Origin of the sequence: Synechococcus sp. R3-13 (genome assembly GCF_047462195.1) — a bacterium.
Taxonomy (GTDB): domain Bacteria; phylum Cyanobacteriota; class Cyanobacteriia; order Thermostichales; family Thermostichaceae; genus Thermostichus.
In genome coordinates this window covers 154-22,543 of record NZ_JANSIO010000382.1, presented here as the reverse complement: position 1 = coordinate 22,543, position 22,390 = coordinate 154, and the positions used below count along the sequence as shown (strand labels likewise).

At 60.4% G+C, this 22,390-nt stretch carries 18 protein-coding genes, 2 tRNA genes and 1 pseudogene; 13 read left to right on the top strand and 8 right to left on the bottom strand.

Going from position 1 to position 22,390, the window contains the following annotated elements:
* Positions 1–837 (bottom strand): diaminopimelate decarboxylase family protein (locus tag NW856_RS11500; RefSeq protein WP_414400372.1); only part of this gene is annotated, 837 nt, incomplete at its 3' end.
* Positions 838–1,058: 221 nt separating this feature from the next.
* On the opposite strand from NW856_RS11500, the gene NW856_RS11495 reads away from it, so the two are divergent.
* A tRNA-Tyr gene (locus NW856_RS11495) sits at positions 1,059–1,144 on the top strand.
* 8 nt (positions 1,145–1,152) lie between these two features.
* Positions 1,153–1,224: transfer RNA gene (locus NW856_RS11490), tRNA-Thr, on the top strand.
* Positions 1,225–1,244: 20 nt separating this feature from the next.
* Here NW856_RS11490 and miaB read toward each other — a convergent pair.
* Positions 1,245–2,576, bottom strand: a complete 1,332-nt coding sequence (gene miaB / locus NW856_RS11485) for a tRNA (N6-isopentenyl adenosine(37)-C2)-methylthiotransferase MiaB (RefSeq protein WP_414400370.1) — start codon at positions 2,574–2,576, stop codon at positions 1,245–1,247.
* Positions 2,577–2,697: 121 nt separating this feature from the next.
* On the opposite strand from miaB, the gene NW856_RS11480 reads away from it, so the two are divergent.
* From NW856_RS11480 to argB, 3 genes are all read left to right on the top strand, one after another.
* On the top strand, positions 2,698–3,132 hold the full coding sequence (locus tag NW856_RS11480; RefSeq protein ID WP_414380945.1) for a BlaI/MecI/CopY family transcriptional regulator: 435 nt from the start codon (positions 2,698–2,700) through the stop codon (positions 3,130–3,132).
* Positions 3,129–4,010 (top strand): M56 family metallopeptidase, encoded by an 882-nt coding sequence (locus tag NW856_RS11475; protein WP_414400368.1) that lies wholly within the window; start codon positions 3,129–3,131, stop codon positions 4,008–4,010. Before NW856_RS11480 ends, NW856_RS11475 begins: the two co-directional genes overlap by 4 nt.
* A gap of 154 nt (positions 4,011–4,164) precedes the next feature.
* The gene (argB, locus tag NW856_RS11470) at positions 4,165–5,103 is read left to right on the top strand and encodes an acetylglutamate kinase (protein WP_414400367.1); all 939 of its coding nucleotides are present in this window, start codon (positions 4,165–4,167) and stop codon (positions 5,101–5,103) included.
* On the opposite strand, the gene NW856_RS11465 is transcribed toward argB, so the two are convergent.
* Entirely contained in the window at positions 5,100–5,885 is a 786-nt protein-coding gene (locus NW856_RS11465) for a hypothetical protein (RefSeq protein WP_414400366.1), read from the bottom strand. The genes argB and NW856_RS11465 overlap by 4 nt on opposite strands.
* 254 nt (positions 5,886–6,139) lie before the next feature.
* On the opposite strand from NW856_RS11465, the gene NW856_RS11460 reads away from it, so the two are divergent.
* A complete protein-coding gene (locus NW856_RS11460; RefSeq protein WP_414400365.1) occupies positions 6,140–8,008 on the top strand; it encodes an ABC transporter ATP-binding protein in 1,869 nt (622 codons plus the stop codon).
* Between the two features lie 21 nt (positions 8,009–8,029).
* Here the strand turns inward: NW856_RS11460 and NW856_RS11455 are convergent, their stop codons facing one another.
* Positions 8,030–8,236, bottom strand: a complete 207-nt coding sequence (locus NW856_RS11455; protein ID WP_414400363.1) for a hypothetical protein — start codon at positions 8,234–8,236, stop codon at positions 8,030–8,032.
* 178 nt (positions 8,237–8,414) lie between these two features.
* Between NW856_RS11455 and NW856_RS11450 the strand changes: the two genes are divergently transcribed.
* The 3 genes from NW856_RS11450 (at position 8,415) to NW856_RS11440 (ending at position 10,971) form a co-directional block, all read left to right on the top strand.
* Positions 8,415–8,786 (top strand): hypothetical protein, encoded by a 372-nt coding sequence (locus NW856_RS11450; RefSeq protein ID WP_414400362.1) that lies wholly within the window; start codon positions 8,415–8,417, stop codon positions 8,784–8,786.
* 198 nt (positions 8,787–8,984) lie between these two features.
* The gene (locus tag NW856_RS11445; RefSeq protein ID WP_414400360.1) at positions 8,985–10,496 is read left to right on the top strand and encodes an AAA family ATPase; all 1,512 of its coding nucleotides are present in this window, start codon (positions 8,985–8,987) and stop codon (positions 10,494–10,496) included.
* A 124-nt stretch (positions 10,497–10,620) separates the two neighbouring features.
* Positions 10,621–10,971, top strand: coding sequence for a DUF1257 domain-containing protein (locus NW856_RS11440; RefSeq protein WP_011433295.1), 351 nt, complete (start codon positions 10,621–10,623; stop codon positions 10,969–10,971).
* Positions 10,972–11,094: 123 nt separating this feature from the next.
* Here NW856_RS11440 and NW856_RS11435 read toward each other — a convergent pair whose 3' ends face one another.
* Positions 11,095–12,333, bottom strand: coding sequence for a phosphoglycerate kinase (locus NW856_RS11435; protein ID WP_414400358.1), 1,239 nt, complete (start codon positions 12,331–12,333; stop codon positions 11,095–11,097).
* Positions 12,334–12,381: 48 nt separating this feature from the next.
* Here NW856_RS11435 and NW856_RS11430 point away from each other — a divergent pair, with 48 nt between their 5' ends.
* The 4 genes from NW856_RS11430 (at position 12,382) to NW856_RS11415 (ending at position 15,896) form a co-directional block, all read left to right on the top strand.
* Complete coding sequence (locus tag NW856_RS11430; RefSeq protein ID WP_414400357.1) at positions 12,382–12,513, top strand: hypothetical protein; 132 nt, start codon at positions 12,382–12,384, stop codon at positions 12,511–12,513.
* A gap of 29 nt (positions 12,514–12,542) precedes the next feature.
* Complete coding sequence (gene pds / locus NW856_RS11425; protein ID WP_414400356.1) at positions 12,543–13,961, top strand: 15-cis-phytoene desaturase; 1,419 nt, start codon at positions 12,543–12,545, stop codon at positions 13,959–13,961.
* 156 nt (positions 13,962–14,117) lie between these two features.
* Positions 14,118–15,005: a phytoene synthase gene (locus tag NW856_RS11420; RefSeq protein ID WP_414400355.1), complete on the top strand. Its 888-nt coding sequence runs from the start codon at positions 14,118–14,120 to the stop codon at positions 15,003–15,005.
* Between the two features lie 75 nt (positions 15,006–15,080).
* Positions 15,081–15,896, top strand: a complete 816-nt coding sequence (locus NW856_RS11415) for an ABC transporter permease (protein ID WP_414342371.1) — start codon at positions 15,081–15,083, stop codon at positions 15,894–15,896.
* On the opposite strand, the gene NW856_RS11410 is transcribed toward NW856_RS11415, so the two are convergent.
* From NW856_RS11410 to NW856_RS11400, 3 genes and pseudogenes are all read right to left on the bottom strand, one after another.
* On the bottom strand, positions 15,893–20,938 hold the full coding sequence (locus NW856_RS11410; RefSeq protein ID WP_414400353.1) for a DEAD/DEAH box helicase: 5,046 nt from the start codon (positions 20,936–20,938) through the stop codon (positions 15,893–15,895). The two genes, NW856_RS11415 and NW856_RS11410, sit on opposite strands and share 4 nt — an antisense overlap.
* A 92-nt stretch (positions 20,939–21,030) precedes the next feature.
* Positions 21,031–21,237 carry a type II toxin-antitoxin system VapB family antitoxin gene (locus tag NW856_RS11405; RefSeq protein WP_011429230.1) on the bottom strand — a complete coding sequence of 69 codons (207 nt, stop codon included), beginning with the start codon at positions 21,235–21,237 and terminating at the stop codon, positions 21,031–21,033.
* 30 nt (positions 21,238–21,267) lie between these two features.
* Positions 21,268–22,390: pseudogene (locus tag NW856_RS11400) on the bottom strand (hypothetical protein); the annotation flags it as partial.

The window sequence follows — 22,390 nt, the reverse complement described above, 5'->3', positions numbered from 1 at the left end:
CTCCGGGATGGAGGGGGGATCATCGGATTCGATATAGCGGATCCCCAGGCCCCCACCCACATTCAGCTCTTGTAGGGGCAACCCTCTGCTCAGCCCTTGCCGCCAGATCTGGGCCAGCACCCCCGCCAGGTCGCGGTGGCCCTGTAGATCAAAAATCTGTGACCCAATGTGGGCATGGAGCCCAACGCACTGCAGTTGGGGATGGGCTGCCAAAAAGTCAAACACCTCCGGCAGTTGCCATTGGCCGATGCCGAATTTGCTGTCGGTTTGTCCGGTGCGGATGTACTCGTGGGTGTGGACGTCAATACCAGGGTTAACCCGCAGGAGCAGCCGCGCTGGCCGTGCGGGCGTGGTCAGGGCCGACACCTGCTGCAGTTCGTACAGGCTATCGACCACCAAAGTACAGCCCGTCTCCAGGGCCAAGTTCAGCTCGTCGAGAGACTTGGCGTTGCCGTGCAGATAGAGATCTTCACCTTTGGCCCCCGCCTGCAGGGCCGTGTACAGCTCCCCGCCAGAAGCCACATCCAACCCCAGCCCTTCTTGCAGCGCCAATGCACAGATGGCCAGGCAATTCCAGGCTTTCGTGGCGTACAAAACCCGGGATCCCCCGGCGTAGCAGCGGGCCCAGGTGTCACGGTAAAGCTGGCAGGCGCGGCGCAGCGTCCATTCGTCCAGGATGTAGAGAGGGGATCCAAACTGGCGCACCAGCTCCACCACGTCGCACCCCCCAATTTCCAAGTGCCCCCGGCTGTTGATACGGCTGGTCAAGGGGCGCAAAGACTGGTTGGGGGAAAGGGTCTGCTCTGGATGGGTGGGAGTGCCGAGGGTCGAAATCATGGTCAGGAGTCAGAAAACTGTCTTAAACGATATCAAGTTCCTTATTCAGTTTGTCTTGAAAAGTGCCCAGCCCTAACCCGATCCCTTTATACCCAGCTCTGGGGCTGCCTCGTTCCGCTTCGACTCTGACTCCTCGGTTTTGAGATGGCTGACAATTGGCACAGTGGGAGTGTGTCTGACTTACGCAACACCTTCTGCTATGATGAAAGACCGGTGTCAACGGGTCGATGCCCGAGGGGTTAAAGGGGGCGGACTGTAAATCCGCTGGCTTACGCCTACGTTGGTTCGAATCCAACTCGGCCCACCATCGGCTTTGCCCACGTGGCTCAGTGGTAGAGCACCCCCTTGGTAAGGGGGAGGTCACGAGTTCGATCCTCGTCGTGGGCTTGGCAATTTAGAGATAATCTTCAGCCGATAGTGCCAACGGCAACTGCCTCGCCGGTCAACGAAAAAGCCCGCGTGGCGGTAATGCGCACCGGCACCAGGGATCCCTGCAGTTGCTCTGGATTCCCTTCAAAGAACACCAAGCGATTGCCGCGGGTACGCCCCATTGCCTGGCGGGGGTTTTTCGGGTTGGGGCCTTCCACCAGCACCTCTTGCACCTGGCCTAAGAGTCGGGCGCTGCGAGCGGCAGCCACCTCGGCCACCAGTCGGTTCAGCCGTTGCAGGCGGTCGCTTTTTTCCTCTTCAGGCACCTGGTCGGGCCACTCGGCGGCAGGGGTGCCGGGACGGGGGGAGTAGGCAGCAGTGTTCACTTGGTCAAAGCCAATGTCCTGCACCAGTTGCAGGGTTTCTTGGAACTGAGCTTCGGTCTCTCCCGGGAAGCCGACAATGGCATCGGCGCTGATGGCGGCTTCGGGCATGTATTGGCGGATGAGCTGGATGATCTGGCGATAGCGCTCGTGGGTGTAGCCGCGCCGCATCCGCTTGAGCACTTCGTTGCTGCCCGCCTGGAAGGGAATGTGGAAGTGCTCGCAGACTTTGGGCAGCTCGGCGCAGGTGGCGATCAGCTCCTCGGTAAAGTAGCGCGGGTGGCTGGTGGCAAAGCGAATCCGTTCAATACCTTCCACCGAATGGACGAAGCGCAACAAGCTGGCCAGGTTGGTTTTCGGATCCAGATCCCGTCCGTAGGCGTCGATGTTCTGCCCCAGCAACGTCACCTCGCGATAGCCCGCTCTGGCCACGTCTTCGATTTCGGCGCGGATGGCCTGGGGCTGGCGGGACTGCTCTTGCCCTCGCACCCGCGGCACGATGCAGTAGGTGCAGCGCTCGTTGCAACCGTAGATAACGTTGATCCAAGCAGTGACCTGGCTGTCGCGACGGGGCTTGGTGATGTCTTCTGGGATCTCAACCGGCTCGGTGGCCACCACCTGGTTTCCGGCTTCCACCTGCGCCAACAGATCCCCAAGGCGGTTCACGTACTGGGGGCCCATGACCAGATCCAGCTCAGGGACGCGGCGCAACAATTTTTCCCCTTCCTGCTGGGCCACACAGCCGGCCACGATCAGCTTGATGGCCGGGTTCTTGCGCTTGCGCTGCGCCTGGATGCCCAGGTAGGAATAGACTTTCTGCTCAGCATTGTCGCGGATGGTGCAGGTGTTGTAGAGAACTAAGTCCGCCTGCAACTCATCTTCGGTGGCCACATACCCCAGGGACTCCAGGATCCCGGCCATGCGCTCGGTATCGGCGCGGTTCATTTGGCAGCCGAAGGTGATGGTGTGGTAGGTGGGAGCAGCCATGGGAAGAAACAGTACGAAGAACCACCATCTTCGAGCTTAGCGGATCCTTAAAATGGCTGCGGGGCTTGAGACTCCAACAGTTAATCTAGCTAGATAGAAATTCCTACACCGGCAAAGGCTCATGTTGCCCAAGCATCGTCCCAAGCAACTGTCGCTGGGCCCTCTGGAATCGGAAATCTTGGACATCCTCTGGGATCTGGGCAGTGCCAGCACCCGTCAAATCCACGAGCGCATCTTGGCCGATCCGGATCGGGAGCTGGCCTATGCCTCTGTGACTACAGTTTTGCAGCGCTTGAGCCAGAAGGGCTGGGTGAGCTGTGAGCGCCGCACCGATCCCCAAGGGCGGCATTTGCCGATGCTGTGGCGGCCTCGTCTTTCTCGTCAGGAAGCGGCCAGCCTCAGGGCCTTCACCCACCTGCAGCAGTTTTTGGCTGTAGGGGATCCCGATACAGTGGCAGCCTTTGCCGATAGCCTGGATCAGGCCAGTGTGTCCCAGTTGCAGGCGATTGCCGAACGGCTGCGGGCGGCCCGTCAAGCCAGGAGGGATCCGCGATGAGCCACTTGGGCATGTTATTGCTGGGCTTGGGCCTCAGTTGGCTGTGGCGGGTGCAAGTGCGCCTGGATAAGGGGGGCGGGTGGAGCCGACGTTGGCAGCGGGCTTGGATCCACTTCTTGCTGCCCCCGCTGCTGTTGCTGACCACTGCTTTGGCCTTGGCCTGGATGGGGCCGTGGGGACAAATGGCCGGGGTGGGGGGCTGGTTCTGCTACGGCTGTGCCCTGCTGTTGCTGGCCGTGGCCGGCGGCGTGGCCTTGCACTGGATTTGGGAATACTGGCGCTCCTATCGACGTGCCCATCTGCAAGCTCTGGCCCAGGTGGATTTGCATGGCTCTCCGGCCTATGTGCTGGATTTGGAGATCCCTTTTGCTGCCCAAGTGGGGGTGTGGAATGCCCAGTTGGTGGTCAGCCGCGGCCTGCTGGAGCAGTTGGATGATGAGCACTTGCGGGCTGTAATCGCTCACGAAGAAGCCCATCGCCACTACCGCGACACCCTGTGGATGTTTGGGGTGGGCTGGCTGCGACGCCTCACCGGCTGGCTGCCCAACACCGAGGCCCTCTGGCAGGAATTGCTCACTCTGCGGGAGCTGCGGGCGGATCGCTGGGCGGCCCAACGGGTGGATCCCTTGTTGTTGGGAGAGGCCCTGCTGCAGGTGGTGGGCTATGGCGTGGTGGAGCAACCAGCGGCAGCTTGGGTTGGCTTTGCAATGACCGTGAGTTCAGACTCAGGGCAACGGCTGCAGGAGCGTATCGATGCCCTGCTGCAGCAGGCAGAGTCAGGGCCCGTCGATCCCCCGCCCCATTCTTCTTCCATTCGGGGTTGGGCCTGGTTGGGGTTGGCCCTGTTGCCTTTGCTGGCGATCCCGTTCCATACCTGAAGATTGACGGCGATTCCTCAACCAAATTGTCCTTGGGTTGGGGAAGCGAGCTTGAAAAAAAATCACCAGTTGACGCCCAAAGCCTGAGATCTGCTTTGCAAGCAGAATGGGATACTCTAGGTCAGGTTTTCTGGACTTCTAGGGACTTACAGCAGTGCAAACCAACTCTTCCCTTTCTGAGGCGACCGGGTCGGCGTGTGATCCCCTTACGCGGGCGCAGATCCTCATCGAGGCTTTACCCTACATTCAGCAGTACCAGGGCCGCGTTATTGTCATCAAATACGGCGGCGCAGCCATGGTGCACCAAGAGCGACGGGCCGAGGTGCTCCGAGACATCGTCTTTCTCTCCTGCGTCGGTATCCGCCCGGTGTTGGTGCATGGGGGGGGGCCGGAGATCAACAGTTGGCTACAAAAACTGGACATTCCCTTCAAGTTTGTAGATGGCTTGCGGGTTACCGATGCCGCCACCATGGAAGTAGTGGAGATGGTGTTGGTGGGCAAGGTTAATAAGCAGATCGTCCAGCTCATCAGCTTGGCCGGCGGATCGGCGGTGGGGCTGTGCGGGCGGGATGGCAACTTGATCAAAGCGCGATCCCAGGGCCGGGCAGAGATCGGCTTTGTTGGGGAAGTGAGCAGTATCAACCCCCAGTTGCTGCAAACCCTATTGGAAGGTGGACAGATTCCGGTGATCTCCAGCGTGGCTGCCGATGAGACGGGCCAAGCCTACAACATCAACGCCGATACGGTGGCGGGAGAACTGGCGGCTGCTCTGGGGGCAGAAAAGCTGATTTTGCTCACCGACACCCCTGGCATTCTCAAAGATCCTCAGGATCGCAGCTCTCTGATTACGTTGCTGGATATCGAGACGGCTCGCCAGTTGATCCAAGCCGGTGTCGTCAAGGGCGGCATGATCCCTAAGGTGCAGTGTTGCATTCGCGCCCTGGCACAAGGGGTGCGGGCGGCCCACATTCTGGATGGGGGATCCCCTCATTCCCTATTGCTGGAGCTGCTGACCGATGCCGGCGTGGGCACCAAGCTGGTTCCTTCTCAGTTTTCCACTCAGTTGGAAGGGCTGAACAACGGATCCCGCTAGGCTTCCTTGATGAAGCGCAGGATCTCCCGCACATGGCCGAGAAATTGGCTATCCACACTGAGCTGAGCCACAGCTTGGCGGGTCTCTTGGCGCAGTTGGCTGTGGTCTAGCTCGTTGCTGGCCCGCAACTGTTCCAGTTGGGCCTTGAGCGCGGCCAGCTCCTGCCGTAGGTAGCGCCGGGTTTCTTCCTCTTGTTGGGCCCAAGAGCCAGGTTTGCCGGGATCCCATTGCTCCTGCAACTGCTCGACTTGGCGTGTCAACTGCTTTATCCGCTCGGCCAACTCGATGGCATCTTCGCGAGGGATGCGGATTTGCCCTTGCAACTGGGCCAAGCGGTCGGCCAAATACTCGTAGCCCCGGATGGCCGGGCGCAGAGCCGTTAACAACACCGCAGCCACGGCGCTGGGGTAGCCAATGGGGGTGACTTGCCCAACGGCCAAGCCATAGAAAGCCAGAGCCGACAGCCCATGCAGGGCAATGGCCACGCGCAACGACCAGCGGCTGAGCTTTTGCAGGAAGGCAAACGTCGAATCTTCCACCGGGATCCCTCGTTCCTGAGACACGACCGCCTCCTGCTGAACGGCCTTGGCCTGAAAGTAGAGGTTCCAGGGAAGGGTGACGATCACCACCAGCCACCAAAAGCTGGCGATCCCAATGGCCCAATCGGCCAGCTCCCCAATAGGTAGCCCAAAAGCCCGCAACAGGCCAAACAGGATCCCGCCGCCGATCAACAACAGCAGCCCCGCCACCCAAACTGGGAAAAAGATTTTCGAGTAAGACACGGAGTAAGAGGTTGAGTAAGACATTGCCGGTTTCTCCTCATCAAGCTGCCTACAGCCTGCCCGAACCGAGCGGCCAGAAGCTCCTGAAGCGGCCAGTTTTCCGTCCGTCCCAGAGCCATTAGGGGTGCAGCTATAGCCATTCCTAATGGCGAGGAAACCCTTGCGGATCCCAAACTCCCTCTCCCTCAGGGAGAGCGCTTAGAGTAGATCAGTGCTCTCTATGAGTTGTCTTTGTTGTTCTCGGGTGTAAGCCTGTGAGCCTTGCCGCCTCTCCCCCCGATACCGATTTAAGTAGGGATCCCCGCCCTCGGCGAGAAAGCGATTGGCGGCTGCTGCGGCTGCTCTGGCCCTACGCCCGTCGGCACCTGAAGCTACTGTTGGCCGCCTTGGCCTTTCTGCCTCCCTTGGCGCTGGCGGATGCGGTGCAGCCTCTGATCCTACAGCGGGCTCTGGATGGCCCCATTGCCCGAGCGCTGGAACGAGGTGAGGCCGGGATCCTCTCCGACCTTTGGCCCTATGTGGGGCTGTTGATCCTGACGGTGCTGGTTCGCTGGCTCTTCCAAGCCCTGGAAGGGTATGTCAGCCAAAAGCTGGGGCAGTTGATGACCCGCGACATCCGCGACGATCTCTTCGCCCACATTCTGGCCTTGCCGGCTCAGTTTTTCGACCGCACCCCGGTGGGTAAGCTGATCACCCGCATCACCAACGATGTGGAAGCCCTGGGAGATGTCTTTTCCACCGGTGCCGTCGGCATCGTCAGCGACCTGTTTACCCTGGGGGTGATCGCGGTGGTCATGCTCAGCCAACGCTGGGATCTGGGCTTGCTGCTGATCTTGATCGTCCTGCCCATCAGCGCTGTTGTCCTCGAGTTGCAGCGCCGCTTTCGGGATGCCAACTTTCGCGTGCGCGAAGAACTCTCCAAGCTGAACTCCTGGATCCAGGAGAACATCTTGGGCATTACCGTGGTGCAACTGTTTCGGCGGGAGCGGCTCAATAGCGAGATTTTTCAAACCATGAACCGCCGCTACATCCGGGAAGTGGATCAAACCATCCTTTATGATTCTGCCCTTTCTGCCGTTTTGGAGTGGGTCTCTTGGCTGGCCGTGGCGGCTTTGCTCTGGGTGGGCGGGCAGCAGGTGATGTCAGCCGGTAGGGGCTCACTTGGAGGGGGATGGACGGGATCCCTGCCCCTGCCCGGGGAACCCCTCACCTTTGGCAGCCTCTACGCCTTTATTCTCTTTTCACAACGGTTTTTTAACCCGCTGCGGCAGTTGGCCGAAAAGTTTACGGCCCTACAGGCGGGGTTCACCGCCGTCGAGCGCATCGACGCCATCCTCAGCCTGCCGGTCGCCATCCGGGATCCCGCTCAGCCCCGCCACCTACCCCCCGATGCTAAGGGAGAGGTGCAGTTTGAGCACGTCTGGTTTGCCTACAACCCCGGGGAGTGGGTGCTCAAAGACCTCACCTTCACCATCCGCCCCGGAGAAAAAGTGGCCCTGGTGGGGCCCACGGGAGCCGGGAAAAGCTCCATCATCCGCTTGCTCTGCCGCCTCTATGACGTAACCCACGGCTCCATTCGCATCGACGGTGTCGATATTCGCGATCTCCCCCAAGCCGAGCTGCACCGCCACCTAGGGGTAATCCTGCAGGATGGATTTTTGTTTTCCGGGGATATCCAGCAAAACATCACCCTAGGAGAGAAGGAAGATCTAGCGGCAGTGGAGCAGGTCGCCCGCCAACTCAACCTGCATGACTTCCTCCGCAATTTGCCCCAAGGCTACGCCACCCCTGTGCGAGAGCGGGGCAGCAACCTCTCCAGCGGCCAAAAACAGCTCATCAGCTTTGTGCGGGCCATGTGGCGGGATCCGAAAATCTTGGTCTTGGATGAGGCCACGGCCAGCCTGGATGTGGGCACCGAAGCGCTCCTGCAATCCGCTCTAGACACCCTGCTGCGGGATCGCACCGCCCTGATCATCGCCCACCGCCTTTCCACCATCCGCGATGTGGATCGCATCTTGGTTCTGCAGCGGGGGGAACTCAAAGAGCAGGGATCCCATGCCGAGCTCATGGCCCTCAGCGGGCTCTATGCCAGCCTCTATCGGCTGCAAGATCTGGGCGGCTAGCAGGGTGCTTCTGCCCAACCGTCAGCGACTGGCGCCAAAGCGAGACCGAATTGCCTTTAGGGTGGTGAAGCTGGCATCCGCGAACGCGATGCGAGCCTTGCAGAGTAACAGATTGCCGTTATCCACGGCAGTGTCTCTCAAGCTGGCCAAACCATCGCTGGCCTGCACCAGGGCACGGTGGCCCCAGCTAGAGAAATTTTTGCTGAGGGTGTTGATCAAGCGTTCCATAGGGATTGGACATTCCGCTCCTTGTCTTCCACCTAGCCTACTCCCCCAGCCGCAGGTATCCACAGAGGGCCATCAAGAAAATTGTTTGTTACAGATTGTTAAAAACTTGCCGTCAAGCCGGCAGACTGGCTATGATAAGCCCCAAGTTTGGCAAGCAATTCAAAGAAAGCGGTTAGCCATGAATCATCGGCCAGAGGTAGTGGAAGGCACAGAGTCCAAGCAGAAGGTGACCCTGTATCTCTCACCTGAGCTGCACCGGAATCTGAAGATTCGGGCTGCCGTGGAGCGGGAGCCGATGTCGGCAGTGGCAGAGAAGGCCATTACCTTCTATCTGCTTCACCCAGAGGTCATTGAAGGGGTACAAGGTAGCGCCTATCGTGTCCATCAATGTCCCAAGTGTAGTCACCCATTTGTTATCCGCGATGGAGAGGTGGTTTCCCTGCACCAGACATCGGCTGCCGAAGCCATCCTTGAAGAGGTGGAGCCACAATACTGGGGATCGGCTGCTGGCTCGGAAGAGCAACGGCAGGATGCTCTGGTACCCTGCTAGAACGCTCCCAAGCGGGCCCCCTTCAGGAACTTGAGCTGATAGGAGCAGACAGCAACACGGAAGGCTTCTAAAATCCTCTCAAAATCCATCCAACAAGGGCGTACTCCCAAGTGCAATCCAATACCTAGGCAACTCGAACCCCATTTTTCAACCGTTCTGGCGGCTCCTGAAATTTCCCCTCTGCAGTTGGTGTTTCCCATGCAAGAGCTAAGCATCCTCATTCAAGCTCAATACCCACTGCTGTACCTGCTGACTCCAGAGGAGGAACGGGCAGAAGCGGCTCTGGCAGCAATTGCCCGCACCCTTAAGCCTCAGCGTCGCCTATTCATTTGGACAGTTACCCACGGCATCGTCGAATACGGCAACCCCCGCAGCCTCACCCAGCACAACACCCAATCCCCCCAGCCCGCCATCCAGTGGGTAATGGAGCAAAAGGATCCCGCCATCTGCGTCTTCAAAGACCTACATGACTTCTTGGACAACACCGAGGTGAAGCGCTGGCTGCGGGATGCTATTGCCAGCCTGAAGGGATCCCACAAAACCATCCTGCTCATGTCGCCGGTGCAGGTGATCCCGGTCGAGCTGGAGAAAGACATTTGCGTAGTGGACTTCCCCCTGCCGGACATGGCCACATTGGAGCGCGCCCTCAACCGCCAGCTGGAGCAGATCCCGCGCTCCCTGCCTTTGGCTCCTGATGCCCGCGAAAAGTTGCTCAAGGCGGCCCTGGGCCTAACGCAGGACGAGGCAGAAAAAGTCTACCGCAAGGCTGTGGTGATGCATGGTCGCCTCACCGAGGCAGAAGTAGACATCATCCTCTCTGAGAAGAAGCAACTGATCCGGCGCAACGGCATTCTAGAGTTTATCGAAGAGGACGAGACCATCGACGCCGTTGGCGGTCTGGAAGAGCTGAAGCGCTGGCTGCTGCAACGTTCTGAGGCTTTCACTGAGCGGGCCCGCGCCTATGGACTGCCCCAACCCAAGGGTATGCTGATCCTGGGCGTGCCTGGCTGCGGTAAGTCGCTGATCGCCAAGACCACTGCCCGTCTCTGGGGCCTGCCCCTGCTGCGTCTGGACATGGGCCGCGTTTATGATGGCTCCATGGTGGGCAAATCGGAAGCAAATCTGCGCAGTGCCCTGCGAACTGCTGAATCTCTCGCCCCTGCCATCCTTTTCATCGACGAGCTGGACAAAGCCTTTGCTGGATCAGCAGGCTCCAGCGATTCTGACGGGGGCACCTCTAGCCGCATCTTTGGCTCCTTCCTGACCTGGATGCAGGAGAAACGCTCGCCGGTTTTTGTCATGGCCACGGCCAACCGTGTGGATCGTCTGCCGGGTGAATTCCTGCGCAAGGGCCGTTTTGACGAGATTTTCTTCGTGGATCTCCCCAACATCAACGAGCGCATCGAGATCTTTCGGATCCACCTGAAGAAGCGGCGGCGCGACATCAGCCGCTTTGATCTGCGCCAGTTGGCCGCAGCCTGTGAAGGCTTCTCCGGCGCGGAGATCGAACAAGTTTTGATTGCTGCCATGTACGAAGCGTTTGCCCAGAACCGCGAATTTACCCAACTGGACATTTTGGCAGCAACGAAAGCAACTCAACCGCTATCTCGCACCATGACGGAGCAAGTGGTAGCGTTGAGGGAATGGGCCCAGCAGCGGGCTCGGCCTGCAGCGGCCTCTGTAGCCGAGTACCAGCGGCTGGAGTTCTAGGAGGAGGTGAGGATCCAAAGCTACCTTGACAGAAGCAGGGACGGCAGGGCCCAAACCTTCCCCAAAGAACAGTGCCCATTGTTTGTGTCGATGTTCCAACCCCTATACAAAGGAGAGAAACACCATGTCTCATTTTAGCACCTTGCGTACCAAAATCACTGACGGTCAAGTCCTGATCAACTCTCTGCGCGATCTCGGCTACACCGTTAAGCTAAACGCCGACGTGCGTGGCTACAACGGCCAGCGTGTTCGCGCTGACATCGTGGCTCAGTTGGAAGGCGACTACGACCTGGGCTGGTCGAAGAATCCCGACGGTTCCTACGACCTGATCGCCGATCTGTGGGGCGTGGCCAAGAAGCACAACCAAACCGAGTTGATCAACTCCATCAACCAGAAGTACGCCGTCAACAAGACCTTGGCCGAGGTGAAGCGTCCTGGCCTGAACAACGCCAACGTTAAAGTGGTGGTGCACTAAGCCGGATCCTGTCTCGCCATCGCTGCAGCGATCTACACCGACTAAAGTTAGGAGGGGCTGGGTTCAGCCCCTACTTTTTGGCTTGGTTTTTGGATTGGAGGGGCTGCGACCCGAAGGAGGAACCTAGGCTTCCGTGAGGGCGGCAATGCCGGGCAGCACCTTCCCTTCCAATAGCTCCAGGCTGGCTCCGCCACCGGTGGAGATATGGGTCATTTTGTCGGCCAGGCCCACTTTTTCCACGGCAGCCACCGAGTCTCCCCCGCCGATGATGGTGGTGGCTCCCGCTTGAGTGAGATCGGCCAGGGTGCGGGCGATGGCTTCTGTGCCCACGGCAAAGCGGTCAAACTCAAAGACGCCCATCGGCCCGTTCCAGACCACGGTTTGGCACCCCTGCAGGGCAGCCTGGAAGGCTTTGATCGATTCCGGGCCGATGTCCAAGCCCATCCAATCCTCGGGGATGGCGTGGATGGAAACGGTCTGGGCCTGGGCATCTTTGTCAAACCTATCGGCTACCACCACATCCACCGGCAGCAGCAGCTCCACCCCCCGCTCTTTGGCTTTTTCCATCAGGGAGCGGGCCAGATCCAGCTTGTCGGTTTCCACCAGAGACTTGCCGGTCTTGAGGCCCTGGGCTTGGTAAAAGGTAAAGATCATGCCGCCGCCCAGCAGGAGCTTGTCCACTTTTTCCAGGAGCCGCTCGATGACGCCGATCTTAGTGGAGACTTTGGAGCCGCCGATGATGGCCGCCAAGGGGCGCCGGGGATCCTCAATGGCGCCGGAGAGGAATTGCAGCTCCTTTTCCACCAGGTAGCCGGCCACAGCAGGCTGGAGGTAGGCGGTGACGCCGGCAGTGGAGGCGTGGGCGCGGTGGGCGCTGCCAAAGGCGTCGTTGACAAACAGGTCGGCCAGTGAGGCCAACTTGCGGGCAAATTCCGGGTCGTTGTCCTCCTCTTCTGGGTAGAAGCGGACGTTTTCCAGCAGGGCCACCTGGCCGTTTTCCAGGCGGTTCACTACCGCCTCGGCCTCAGGGCCGATGCAGTCGGGGGCAAAGGCAACCGGCTGGCCCAGCAATTGAGAAAGACGGGTGGCCACGGGGGCCAGGCTATTGCCCTCGCGGGCGACCTTAACCGCGCCTGTCTCTTTGTCTTTTTTGACGGGGCGGCCCAGGTGGCTGGCGAGGATCACTTTGGCGCCCGCTCGGATGAGGGCCTGGACGGTGGGCAGAGCAGCCCGAATGCGGGTGTCGTCGGTGATGTTGCCCTGGGCGTCCAAGGGGACATTGAAATCGGCGCGCACCAGCACGCGCTTGCCGTTTAAATCAAAGCCGGATGACAGCATGGATCCCAGTGTTTGTTTGGCCATCGTTGTCTTTCCCCCCGGACTGCGGAAAATCTTTACTTTTTCTTCCGTATGTATCCTACCAGCGATTGGGATCCCGGCAGCGAGACAGATGGGCTTCGGGATCCCCTTGTTCCGCTGCTTTTGCTGGGTCGGCCTTCCGTCTGCCCCTTGGCCCCGGCAATTGTAACGGTTTGCAAATAGAATAAAAATGTTGCTTTGTCGTTACCCTCATGCGTGTTGCCATTGCCGGAGGCGGGCTGGCCGGGCTGGCCTGTGCCAAGTATCTATGTGATGCCGGGCATCAACCGCTCCTCTTCGAGCGGCGGGATGTTTTGGGTGGCCTGGTGGCTGCCTGGAAAGATGCCGATGGCGACTGGATCGAGACGGGGCTGCACAACTTTTTTGGCGCCTACCCCAACACGTTGCAGCTGTTCCGGGAGCTGGGCATTTCCGACCGCCTGCAGTGGAAGGAACACAGCTTGATCTTCAACCAGCCGGACAAGCCGGGCACCTATTCCCGCTTCGACCTGCCGGATATTCCCGCTCCTTTCAACGCCATTGTCGGCATCTTGCGCAACAACGACATGCTCACCTGGGGGGAAAAGGTGAAGTTTGCCCTGGGGCTGGTGCCGGCCATGATTCGCAGCCAGCGCTATGTGGAGCAGATGGATCGCTATAGCCTCTTAGAATGGCTGCGGCGGCAGGGTATTGACGAGCGGGTCAACACCGATATTTTCATTGCCGTCTCCAAGGCCCTGGCCTTCATCAACCCGGAGGAGATCTCGGCGATGGTGCCCCTGACGGCCTTGAACCGCTTTTTGCAGCAAAAAGATGGCTCTAGGATTGCCTACCTAGACGGCGCTCCCCCAGAGCGGCTCTGCCAGCCGATGGTGGACTACATTGTGGCCCGTGGGGGGGAAGTGCATTTGAAGGCGGCGTTGCAGGACATTCGTCTCAACCTCGATAACAGCGTGGCCGGGTTTTGCTTAGCCACCCCCTCTGGGCCGGTGGAGGTGACTGCCGATGCCTATGTCTCGGCCCTTTCGGTGGACGCGCTCAAGGAGCTGCTGCCGGCGCAGTGGTGGGGGATCCCCTTTTTCCAAAAGCTGCGTGAACTGGAGGGGGTGCCAGTAATTAGCCTGCAGATCTGGTTTGACCGCAAGCTCACCCACATCGATCACTCCCTGTTTTCCCGCTCGCCGCTATTGAGCGTGTATGCCGACATGAGCAACACCTGCCGTGCCTATGCCGATCCGGAGCGGTCCATGTTGGAGCTGGTGCTGGCCCCTGCCGCCGAGTGGATTGAACGCAGCGACGAGGAGATCTTGGCCGCCACGCTGGAGGAACTGAAAAAACTCTTTCCCCAGCACCTCACCGGCCCCAACCCCGCCCGCGTGCGCAAGTGGGTGGTGGTGAAAACGCCGCGCTCGGTCTACAAGGCTACCCCTGGCAGACAGCAGTATCGCCCCACTCAAGTTACCCCCATTCCCAACTTCTTCTTGGCGGGCAGCTACACCCTACAGCCCTTCCTGGGCAGCATGGAGGGGGCCATCCTCTCCGGCAAGTGGGCGGCGGAGGCCATCAACCAAGGGATCCCATTTCAACGCGCTTCTGTCTCGGCCTCAACTCTGGCAGCTGCGGGGGTCTAGCTCTCCGCCGTCCGCCTCCTATGCCTTTTGAATCTTTCTTTTCCCCACAACCTCTTCTAGGCTATCCGCGGCGTCCGCTTTCCCGTAGTGTTGATATGTGCCCTCGCCGTTCCTCTTCCTTCTCTATCCTGGCCCTGTGCTCCTGGAGATAGCCAGATGAGTCCGCTTGAGCAATCTTTTGCCCTCTGTCGCCAGATTACGGCCAAGCACGCTAAGACTTTCTACCTGGGATCCCTGCTCTTGCCCCAGTCCAAACGGCGGGCCATCTGGGCCATCTACGCTTGGCTGCGGCAAACCGATGAGTTGCTGGATGGACTGGAAGCCAGCCAGGCAGAGGTGGAGGTCACCCGCAGCAAGCTGGAGCAGTGGGGATCCCATCTGGAGTCGCTCTTCCAGGGAGGCGAGCCGCAAGTCCCCACGGACCTCGCTTTGATCCACACCATCCGCACCTACCGCCTTTCCATCGAGCCGTTTCGCGAGATGCTGCGGGGGCAGAGCATGGACTTGGATACCCAGCGCTACGCCACCTGGGAGGATCTGCGGGTCTACTGCTACCGCGTGGCTGGGGTGGTGGGGCTGATGTGCTCGGAGATCATGGGGTTTGTGCCGGGCCGGGATGGCCGCGAGGAGGCGGTGGCGCTGGGGATCGCCATGCAACTAACCAACATCTTGCGGGATGTGGGAGAGGACGCCCGCCGCGGGCGGATCTACATCCCCCTCGAAGATCTGCGCCGCTTCAACTACTCTGAGCGGGATTTGTTTGACTATGTTATCGACGAGCGCTGGATGGCTCTAATGGACTACGAGATCCAACGGGCCAGACAGCTCTACGCCCAGGCCGAACGGGGGATCCCCACCCTGCAACCCGACTCCCGCTGGCCGGTGGCCGCTTCTCTGATGCTCTACCGGCAGATCCTCAACGCCATCGAGCGCAACCACTACCAGGTTTTTCGCACCCGCGCTTACGTGTCCACTCTCAGCAAGGCATTGGCGCTGCCGGTGGCCTGGTGGCGGTCGCGGCGCTCCAACTACTACGGTTACTAGTAGGGAGCAGCAAGCAGTTCCCCACGGCCGCGGCAGCAGAAAACAAGAAGACCTCTAATACAGCGAAGAAAACCTATGGTAAGCCGTGCCCTGACCCTACCCTATCAGCGAATCTGGGAAGACAGTTTAACCATCTTCTGGCGCGACTGGCTGGATCTGCGGGGGCGAGTTTGGCAGGTGGTGGCCTCAGGTCTGGTGGCCCCCCTCATCTACATTGTCGCCTTTGGGGTGGGCTTGGGGGGATCCCTGCGGGCCGAAGCTTTGGCCGAGGTGGCCGGATCCACGGCGGCAGGTTCTTATTTGCGCTTTATCTTGCCGGGGATGGTGGCTCTTTCAGCCATGACCATCAGCTTTGCCGGCACCACCTTCTCCATTTGTGGATCGCGGCTATTTACCAAGAGCTTTGAAGAGCTGCTGCTGTTGCCGGTGCACCCCTTGTCTTTGCATCTGGGCAAGGTGCTGGCGGGCATTGCCCGCGGCCTGCTGACGGCCTTGGGGGTGTTGGCGGTGGGGGTGCTGGGTACGGGGGCCTGGGGCCTGCTTCACCCCTTGTCGCTGTTGGTTCTACTTTTGGATTGCGCCGTCTTTGCCGGCATTGGGGTAATTGCTGGCTTGAAGGTGCCCAGCCTGGAGAGTGTGGGCGTGCTCACCAACTTTTTGATTACGCCCATGTCTTTCCTAGGGGCCACCTTTTTCGATCCCGCCCAGTTGCCAACCTACCTGCAGGTGCTGGTCTACTGCCTGCCCCTTTCCTACGCCAGCATCGGCATGCGGGCAGCCGCCTACCAGCCGCTTGCGGAGTTTCCCTGGTACACGGTGGGAGTTTTGGGCGGCTTGGCGGTAATCCTGGCTTTTGTGGGAGCTTATCTGTTTTCCCACCAGCAGGACTAGCTGCCCTTGCCAAATACTTCTGGGTAGCGAGCCAGCTGCTCTTGCAAATCTTGGTTGTAGCGCAGAACAAGCACGCGGTAGCCCCGTCCCTGCAGCTGCGAGCGCAGTTGGCGATCCCGTTCCGCTTGGGCAGGCTGGTCGTGGACTGGGCCATCGCAGAAGATGCAGATGTTAGGGCTGTAGAAGAAGTCAACGACGCAGTCGGGATCGGCAATGGCTTTCTGGGCATCCTCAGGCAGCCGATACCCTCCTGCTGCCAGCGTTTCGAGAAAGCGGCGCTCCAGTTCAGAGCGAGGGTCCAGGAGCTGGCGCAGCCACTCCAGGTGCTCTTGGCGGGAGCGACCCAGGGAGCGCAGCTCGGTGCGGCTGTTGGCCAGCAGGCCCAAAAGATCCCGGATCTGATAGCGGTCAAGCTGCAGCGCTTCCCGTTGGTTGGCATAGCTGAGCAGGCATTCGTAGCAGGCTGCTCGGCATTCGGGCCACAGGTCTTGGATCCCGGCCTCTGAAAGCTGGAAGTGACAGATCTCCAGCGCCACTTGGGCCACTTCCGCTAGAGCCTGGGGCTCTTCCACCAGGCGCCGCAGGACGCCAGCGCCCCCTTCTGCTGTTTCGTAGAAGAGCATGGCCTGATGGGATCCCTGGCCGATGCACTCGGCGGCCAGCTCTGTCTCTTCTAGCTCAAAGGTCTCTTCGATCCCTCGCTTGAGGGCATAGCGCAGGGTGGTCTCCAGGGCCTGCGGATTCTCCACCCCTGGCTGAACCAGGCGCACCAGCAACAGGTTTTGGGTACTGCGCACCGCCAGGCGAATGGACTGCAGGGGGACTGGGTTGGACGAGCCTGCCCTGTTCCGCTCAAGCTGATCTCGTGAGGGAACTTCCCCATTTTCAAAGTTGACCAAAAAGCCGCGCCCTCCACTTCCCCGCCAGCCGTGGTTGATGCGTAGCAGGGTGGCCGCCGGGGCATAGCGCAACTGCAGCAGGGGAGTTTGTCCGCTCAGCACATCAGCTTCTTGGACGCGGTAGCCAGAGCTTTCGGGAGCAAACTGGAAGAAGGTCTGCAGCTCGTAGCCTTGCCGCCGCCGCTCCTCTTCGTCAGCAGTAATGCGATCCCGCCGCCGCATGCGCACATTGGGCATTTCCAGAAGCTGGGTAAAGAGGCTGTTTTGCCCATCGAACTGGGTGCCGCAGACGGGGCAGCAATCCAGGTGGGGATCGGCAAAGGCCCCACAGCTAAAACAGAGCTTGTGGCTACTTTTGCGCTCCTCCAGGCCGCCGGGCGGAGCCTGAAACGCCACTGCTTCCCACTGGCAGCCCTCATGGTAGAGGAAGTTGTGGGGAGCAAACTCGCGGATAGCCAAAAAGCGAGGCCGGGCGATGAACTCGCCCTCGCTGCCGCGGGGCACCCAGGCCCGCACGGGCAAGGCGGGGAAGTTGTAGCCGGGCAGGAACCCTTCGCTGGCTAGGTAGCGGTAGGGGTAGAAGTCGCTCTCCTCCCGCTGGGTATCGATTTGCAACAGTAGGTTCCGCTGGCGCAGAGCCTCCTGCTGGCGGCGCCTGGCTTCCTGCTGGTCTTCCCGACGGCGAGCCGTCTGCAGTTGCTGGTTAGCGGCTTCCAACTGCTGCGTGGCAGCCCGATAGAGCTCTCGCCAGCGATCGAAAGCGCGGTCAAAGGCGCGGGGGGCTTCTTCAATAACCTGCTGGATCCAGCGCCGGCTAAACCAGCCGCTGCGCTCTAGCACTTCCCGGTCAGCAGCCAAGAGCGCTTCCACCCGCTCTGCCACCTCTTGGCGGGCTGCCTCCCCTAGCTGGATGGAGGCAACCACCTCTTCCCGCAGGGGCAACTCTGGCCGATCCAAGTTGATGACCGTTTCGATGGAGTTGCCCAAGGGCAGGCGCACCTGAGCCAACCAAACGGCGTGGATGTGAGCGCGCAGCAGCGATTCGTTGGCTAGATCCAGGCGGGGAGGGCGCACGCGACCGGCCACCATCTCGGGGCGGCGGCGGAAGTAGTACTGGTCGTGGCTATTGAAAGCCCCGCAATAGGTGATGATGAGTCCCGGCTGCCCCTGGCGGCCTGCCCGACCGCTGCGCTGGGCGTAGTTGGCGGGTGTGGGGGGCACGTTGCGCAGATGCACCAGATCCAAATCGGCAATATCGACCCCCAGCTCCAGGGTTGGCGAGCACACCAAATAGGGAAGGCGTCGAGCTTGATCCTCCCCGCGAAAGCGCCTTTCTCGCTGCTCCCGCTCTCCTGGCCGAACCACCTGAGCCGTGTGCTCCCTAGCCTCCAGGGATCCTAGCCCTGCTGCCCCGGCTCGGTAGAGCTCCTGAAAGAAGGGGTTGATGGGACGGCGGACAGAGGTGTAGCCCTCCTGCTGGGCGCTGCGGGAATACAGAGGATCCGGCGGCGGCAGGCCATCCCCCAGACACCAGCGCAGACAGCCGGCGTCTAGCTGGTAGGCTACCTGGCCATTTTCCACGTGGCGCCGTAGCAGGCCCTGGCTGACCAGGAGAGACAGCAGGGACTCCAAAAACCTGTCGTAGGCTTCTTGGTTCAGATCAAGGCGCCTGCAGAGGAAGCGACCAATGGTGCTGCGGCGGCCCAGGCTGAGCATTTGCCCGTTTTCCCGGGAAGGGTTCTGGCCAAAGCAGCGAGCCGTCCGCAACTCCTCATGCTCTTCCAGGCCCCAAAACTCATTGAGATATTGCTGGGCGCGCCGGCGCAGCCTTCTCTGGGGCTCTGCCTTGAGCACGGGCACATCGATGGCCAATTGGCGCCGAAACCGATCCAACAGAGCCCGCAGCAGTTGCTCTTGCTCCTCAGGGCTGGCTTGGGCAAACCAGGGGTGAAGGGAAGCCAGGGCTGAATTTTGGCAGAGCTCCCCGAGGCCGCGGTACTCGATTTTCAGCAGGCCCACCTGTTCCAAGTTGGGGTGGGTAACCCGCCAGCCGCGCCGCAGATCTTCATAGAGCCGGTACTCGGTTAGCTCGCTAAAGGTCTGCCACACTTCCTCGGCACTGGGCGAGGCAGGGTCCAAAGCCGGGTTTTGGGCAATGTCGGCAAGCTCCAGGCCAGAAGCCCGCACCACTTCCTGGGCCACCTCGTCAAAGCCCAGCTCTTTTTTCTTGAGGAGGGCAGCATAGAGCGAGGCCCGCAGAAGGGCCACATGCACAAAATCGTTGAAGTGGCCGGCCTGCAGGGAGGCATCCTGGCGGTTGTCGGTAAAAGTCAGCAGCTTGCTGCAAGCGGCCTGGGTTTGCTCGGCATGGCGCAGCAGGGAGGTGGCAAGGATGGTGGTGGCGCTGGAGCGGCCTTCGCTAGAGAGGGAAGCCAGCTTGACAAACTCCCGCTCGCGGCCACTGTAGTACTCGCCGCAGGCCAGGCACAGGGAAAAGGGGTGGGGCTGCCACCACATCTTCTGCGCCTCCGCCTGGGGGTACTCGGAAAAGGAGCCATCCGGGCGCACCCAGACCGCTTGGGGGACGCGCTTTCCCCAGTTGGGCCAGAGTCTGCCCTCAGGGGTGTACCAGTCTTCGGGGATCTGCTCCAGCGACCACTCGTTGTCAAGAGGATCCAAGCTCAGGTAACCGGCTTGCTGGTCTTCGTCCTGCTCTACCTCTTCTCCCACGGGATAGGGCAGGAACTGATCCCTGGACTTGAGGACGTGGTAGTAGTCCTGCCCACACTGGCGGCAGAACTTGACGGGGAAAAAGAGCTTGCCCTCCCCCGCCTGCATCTGCCCTTCTAGGGAAAATTGCCGCTTTTCCCGACTCTCCAGGGTGGCGTAGAGGGTGCGGCCCTGGGAGATAAACTGGTGCAGCTTGAAGGCCACTCCTCGGCTGCGGTCGTCTTTGAGGCTGCTGGCGTGGGCAAGGAACTGGCGCAGCGTTGCCGCACAGTTTTCGCTAGCGGTGCCGGTCAGTTGGGCCAGTTGGGCGGCCACCTCGGAGAGCTCCCTGGGCACGCGGCGCTTGATGCCGTCGGGACTTAACTCTAGGCCCAGCTCGTACTCCAACCAGCGCATCAAGGGGTGGCGGCGCAGATCGGCCTGGTTTGTAGGCCAAGGCAAGTCCAGGGCGCTCTTCAGCTCTGCCACCGTGGGTGGGCCGCCCTCGGTGAGGGGGGCCAGGGTTTCCTCAATGACGTGCTCCGACCCAAAGGGATGGCCGAAAAAGCGGCTGGCAAAGGCGGCTACAGTCTGGCGGCGCTCCTGGGCGTCGGCTTCTGGTCGGGAGATCATGGTGGCGCTGGTGCCAATATGCACCAAGTTCTTGGCCCCACAGCGTCCTTTTAGGCGGCGAACCAGCATGGCCACATCCGCCCCTTGCCGACCCCGGTAGGTGTGCAGCTCGTCAAAGACCAGAAAGCGCAGCCCGTTGGAACTTAAAAAGCGCTGATCTTCGGGGCGCACCAAAAGCAGCTCCGCCATCACGTAGTTAGTAAGCAGAATTTGGGGCGGATCCCGGCGCAGATCTTCCCGGTCGCTTTCTGCAGTTTCCCCGGTGTACTTGGCAAAGCGCAGCGGAAAAGGGCGATGGTAGGCGCGCTCGTAGCGCTCGCGCAGAGTTTGTAAAGACTGGTATTGGGAGTTAACCAGGGCGTTCATGGGATAGACCACCAGGGCCGTCACCTGGCCCAGGGATCCCCCCTGGCGAATCCAGTTGTCAATGATGGGCAAGAAGTAGCAAAGGCTTTTGCCAGAGCCGGTGCCGCTGGTAACGACAAAACTCTTGCCTGCTAGGGCCTTGGCAACAGCTTCCTCCTGGTGGCGGTAGAGGCGGAAGGGTCTGCCATCCTCAAAGCGGAAAATGCGGGCTGTTTCTTGGGCAATGCGCCCCGCCTCGGCCAACTCGTCAACGGTTGGACCAGATACATAACTAGGGCTGAGCTGGAGGAGGGGTTCTGGCCAGAGGTGGATCCCTTCTTCCAGAGCTTGGTCTACAAACGCCTGTGCCCGTGGGTCGGCAATGAGAAAAAAGGAGCGGACGAAATTGGCGTAGTCCTTTAGAACCCTCTCGTGCAGGTCAAAAATGGTGGCCATCGGGGCTCTCCAAAGCCATTTTGGCTAGGTTAAGCCTAGCAGGTGTTCTAGCGACTGCAAGAGGATCGCCCTGAGGCTTGGGCTGGGAGATCTTAGGGAGAGGAGAGGCGTTGCTCGTGCAGATCTCCCTCCCATTTCAACTTGCCGCGTAAGTTGCGGATCTCGGCTTGCTCGTAGAGCCGAATGAGGGTGCGCAGCGCTTCGTGAATTATCTCGCGCTTGGTCTTGAGGCCGGTTAGCTGGCGAGCCCGCTCGATCAACTCGATCAGCTCGTCATCCAAGACAACGTTAGTCCGCATGGGAAGCTCCCCTGTTTACGCATAATGAAATTAGTGTTGCGCCAGCTTCTCCCATGCCTCTAGCACCAGCCGCCGCGTGCGGTATTCGCCGTATTGACGTATCTCCTTCTCCTTCAGCACGCGAAAGGTTTCGCCGGGGAAGGTGCTAGCGGCGCGGGTAGCGTAGCCAGCCGGGTCGAGCGGGTCTGCCACCTCTTCCCGCGGGTCGAGTATGTCTTCCAGTTCGCGTTCGGTGAGGTCTGCCGGGTCGAGGATGTAGCGCAGTTGCTTGCGGGTGAGGCCGTAGAGCCGGGCGTAGTACGCATCCAGTTCAGCGCGGAGGATGGCGCGGCGTTCCTCGTTCCAGGTGAACGGCGGGAAGGGGAAGCCCTCACCCAGTGCTGCGGGCGAGGGGGTCGGGGGGTGAGGTCTAATCACAGCCCGCAATCCTTCGTCTGCCTCTCGCCATACGTCGTCGGCGAAGGGTTTCATGTCCCAGGAGGTGTAGACCAGCTCCAGCACGCGCGGGACGATGAAGCGCAAATCTTCGGGGGTGTAGGCTTCGGGCGGCAGGACGGGGAGTTGCTCGACGTAAAAGAAGTTCATGTTAACGCCTGCCAGTTTTTGACGAACGACCCAGTCAAATGGCAATGTTGAGAAATTCGCAACCAAACCTGCGACGAAAGGTGCAGATATGTTCGATGGAAGCAACACGGGCAGGCTATTACCTACCCCCGCCTTTGGCAGCAATCCAAAAACAGCGCTGCGTTCGTTGGTGGCGTTGGTTACATTGCGGAAGCCGAGCAGCCAGCCGCGTTGCCACGCGCCCAGGCGGGCTTTGACTTCTTCCGCAGATACCCAGTACCAGGGCTGGACAACAAAGTGCGGGTCGGCGTGCTGGTGCTCATCAGGCGTGGGCAGTTGGGTGCTGGAGCGGTCGCGCACGCCCTCATAGGTGCCGTAGCGGTGGTCATAGTGCCAGATCATTTTGGCTTCGTAGAGGGGGAGGTAGCCCTCACCCCCGGCCCCTCTCCCAAGGCTTTGGGAGAGGGGAGAAGGATGCTCGTAGGAATGGGCAGTGACATAGGCAGCAATCTCTTGGAGGACTTGTTCTGTGTGGTTGAATATCTGCTCATTGGTAAAGCGCAGCATGGCAAAGCCATGTTCGCGCAGG

Coding starts and splice junctions, on each gene's coding strand:
- NW856_RS11450 (WP_414400362.1), top strand. CDS start 8,415: ATGAATCATCGGCCAGAGGTAGTGGAAGGCACAGAGTCCAAGCAGAAG.
- NW856_RS11435 (WP_414400358.1), bottom strand. CDS start 12,333: ATGGCCAAACAAACACTGGGATCCATGCTGTCATCCGGCTTTGATTTA.
- NW856_RS11455 (WP_414400363.1), bottom strand. CDS start 8,236: ATGGAACGCTTGATCAACACCCTCAGCAAAAATTTCTCTAGCTGGGGC.
- pds (WP_414400356.1), top strand. CDS start 12,543: ATGCGTGTTGCCATTGCCGGAGGCGGGCTGGCCGGGCTGGCCTGTGCC.
- NW856_RS11410 (WP_414400353.1), bottom strand. CDS start 20,938: ATGGCCACCATTTTTGACCTGCACGAGAGGGTTCTAAAGGACTACGCC.
- NW856_RS11445 (WP_414400360.1), top strand. CDS start 8,985: ATGCAAGAGCTAAGCATCCTCATTCAAGCTCAATACCCACTGCTGTAC.
- NW856_RS11420 (WP_414400355.1), top strand. CDS start 14,118: ATGAGTCCGCTTGAGCAATCTTTTGCCCTCTGTCGCCAGATTACGGCC.
- NW856_RS11475 (WP_414400368.1), top strand. CDS start 3,129: ATGAGCCACTTGGGCATGTTATTGCTGGGCTTGGGCCTCAGTTGGCTG.
- NW856_RS11430 (WP_414400357.1), top strand. CDS start 12,382: ATGTATCCTACCAGCGATTGGGATCCCGGCAGCGAGACAGATGGGCTT.
- NW856_RS11480 (WP_414380945.1), top strand. CDS start 2,698: ATGTTGCCCAAGCATCGTCCCAAGCAACTGTCGCTGGGCCCTCTGGAA.
- NW856_RS11415 (WP_414342371.1), top strand. CDS start 15,081: ATGGTAAGCCGTGCCCTGACCCTACCCTATCAGCGAATCTGGGAAGAC.
- miaB (WP_414400370.1), bottom strand. CDS start 2,576: ATGGCTGCTCCCACCTACCACACCATCACCTTCGGCTGCCAAATGAAC.
- NW856_RS11405 (WP_011429230.1), bottom strand. CDS start 21,237: ATGCGGACTAACGTTGTCTTGGATGACGAGCTGATCGAGTTGATCGAG.
- NW856_RS11440 (WP_011433295.1), top strand. CDS start 10,621: ATGTCTCATTTTAGCACCTTGCGTACCAAAATCACTGACGGTCAAGTC.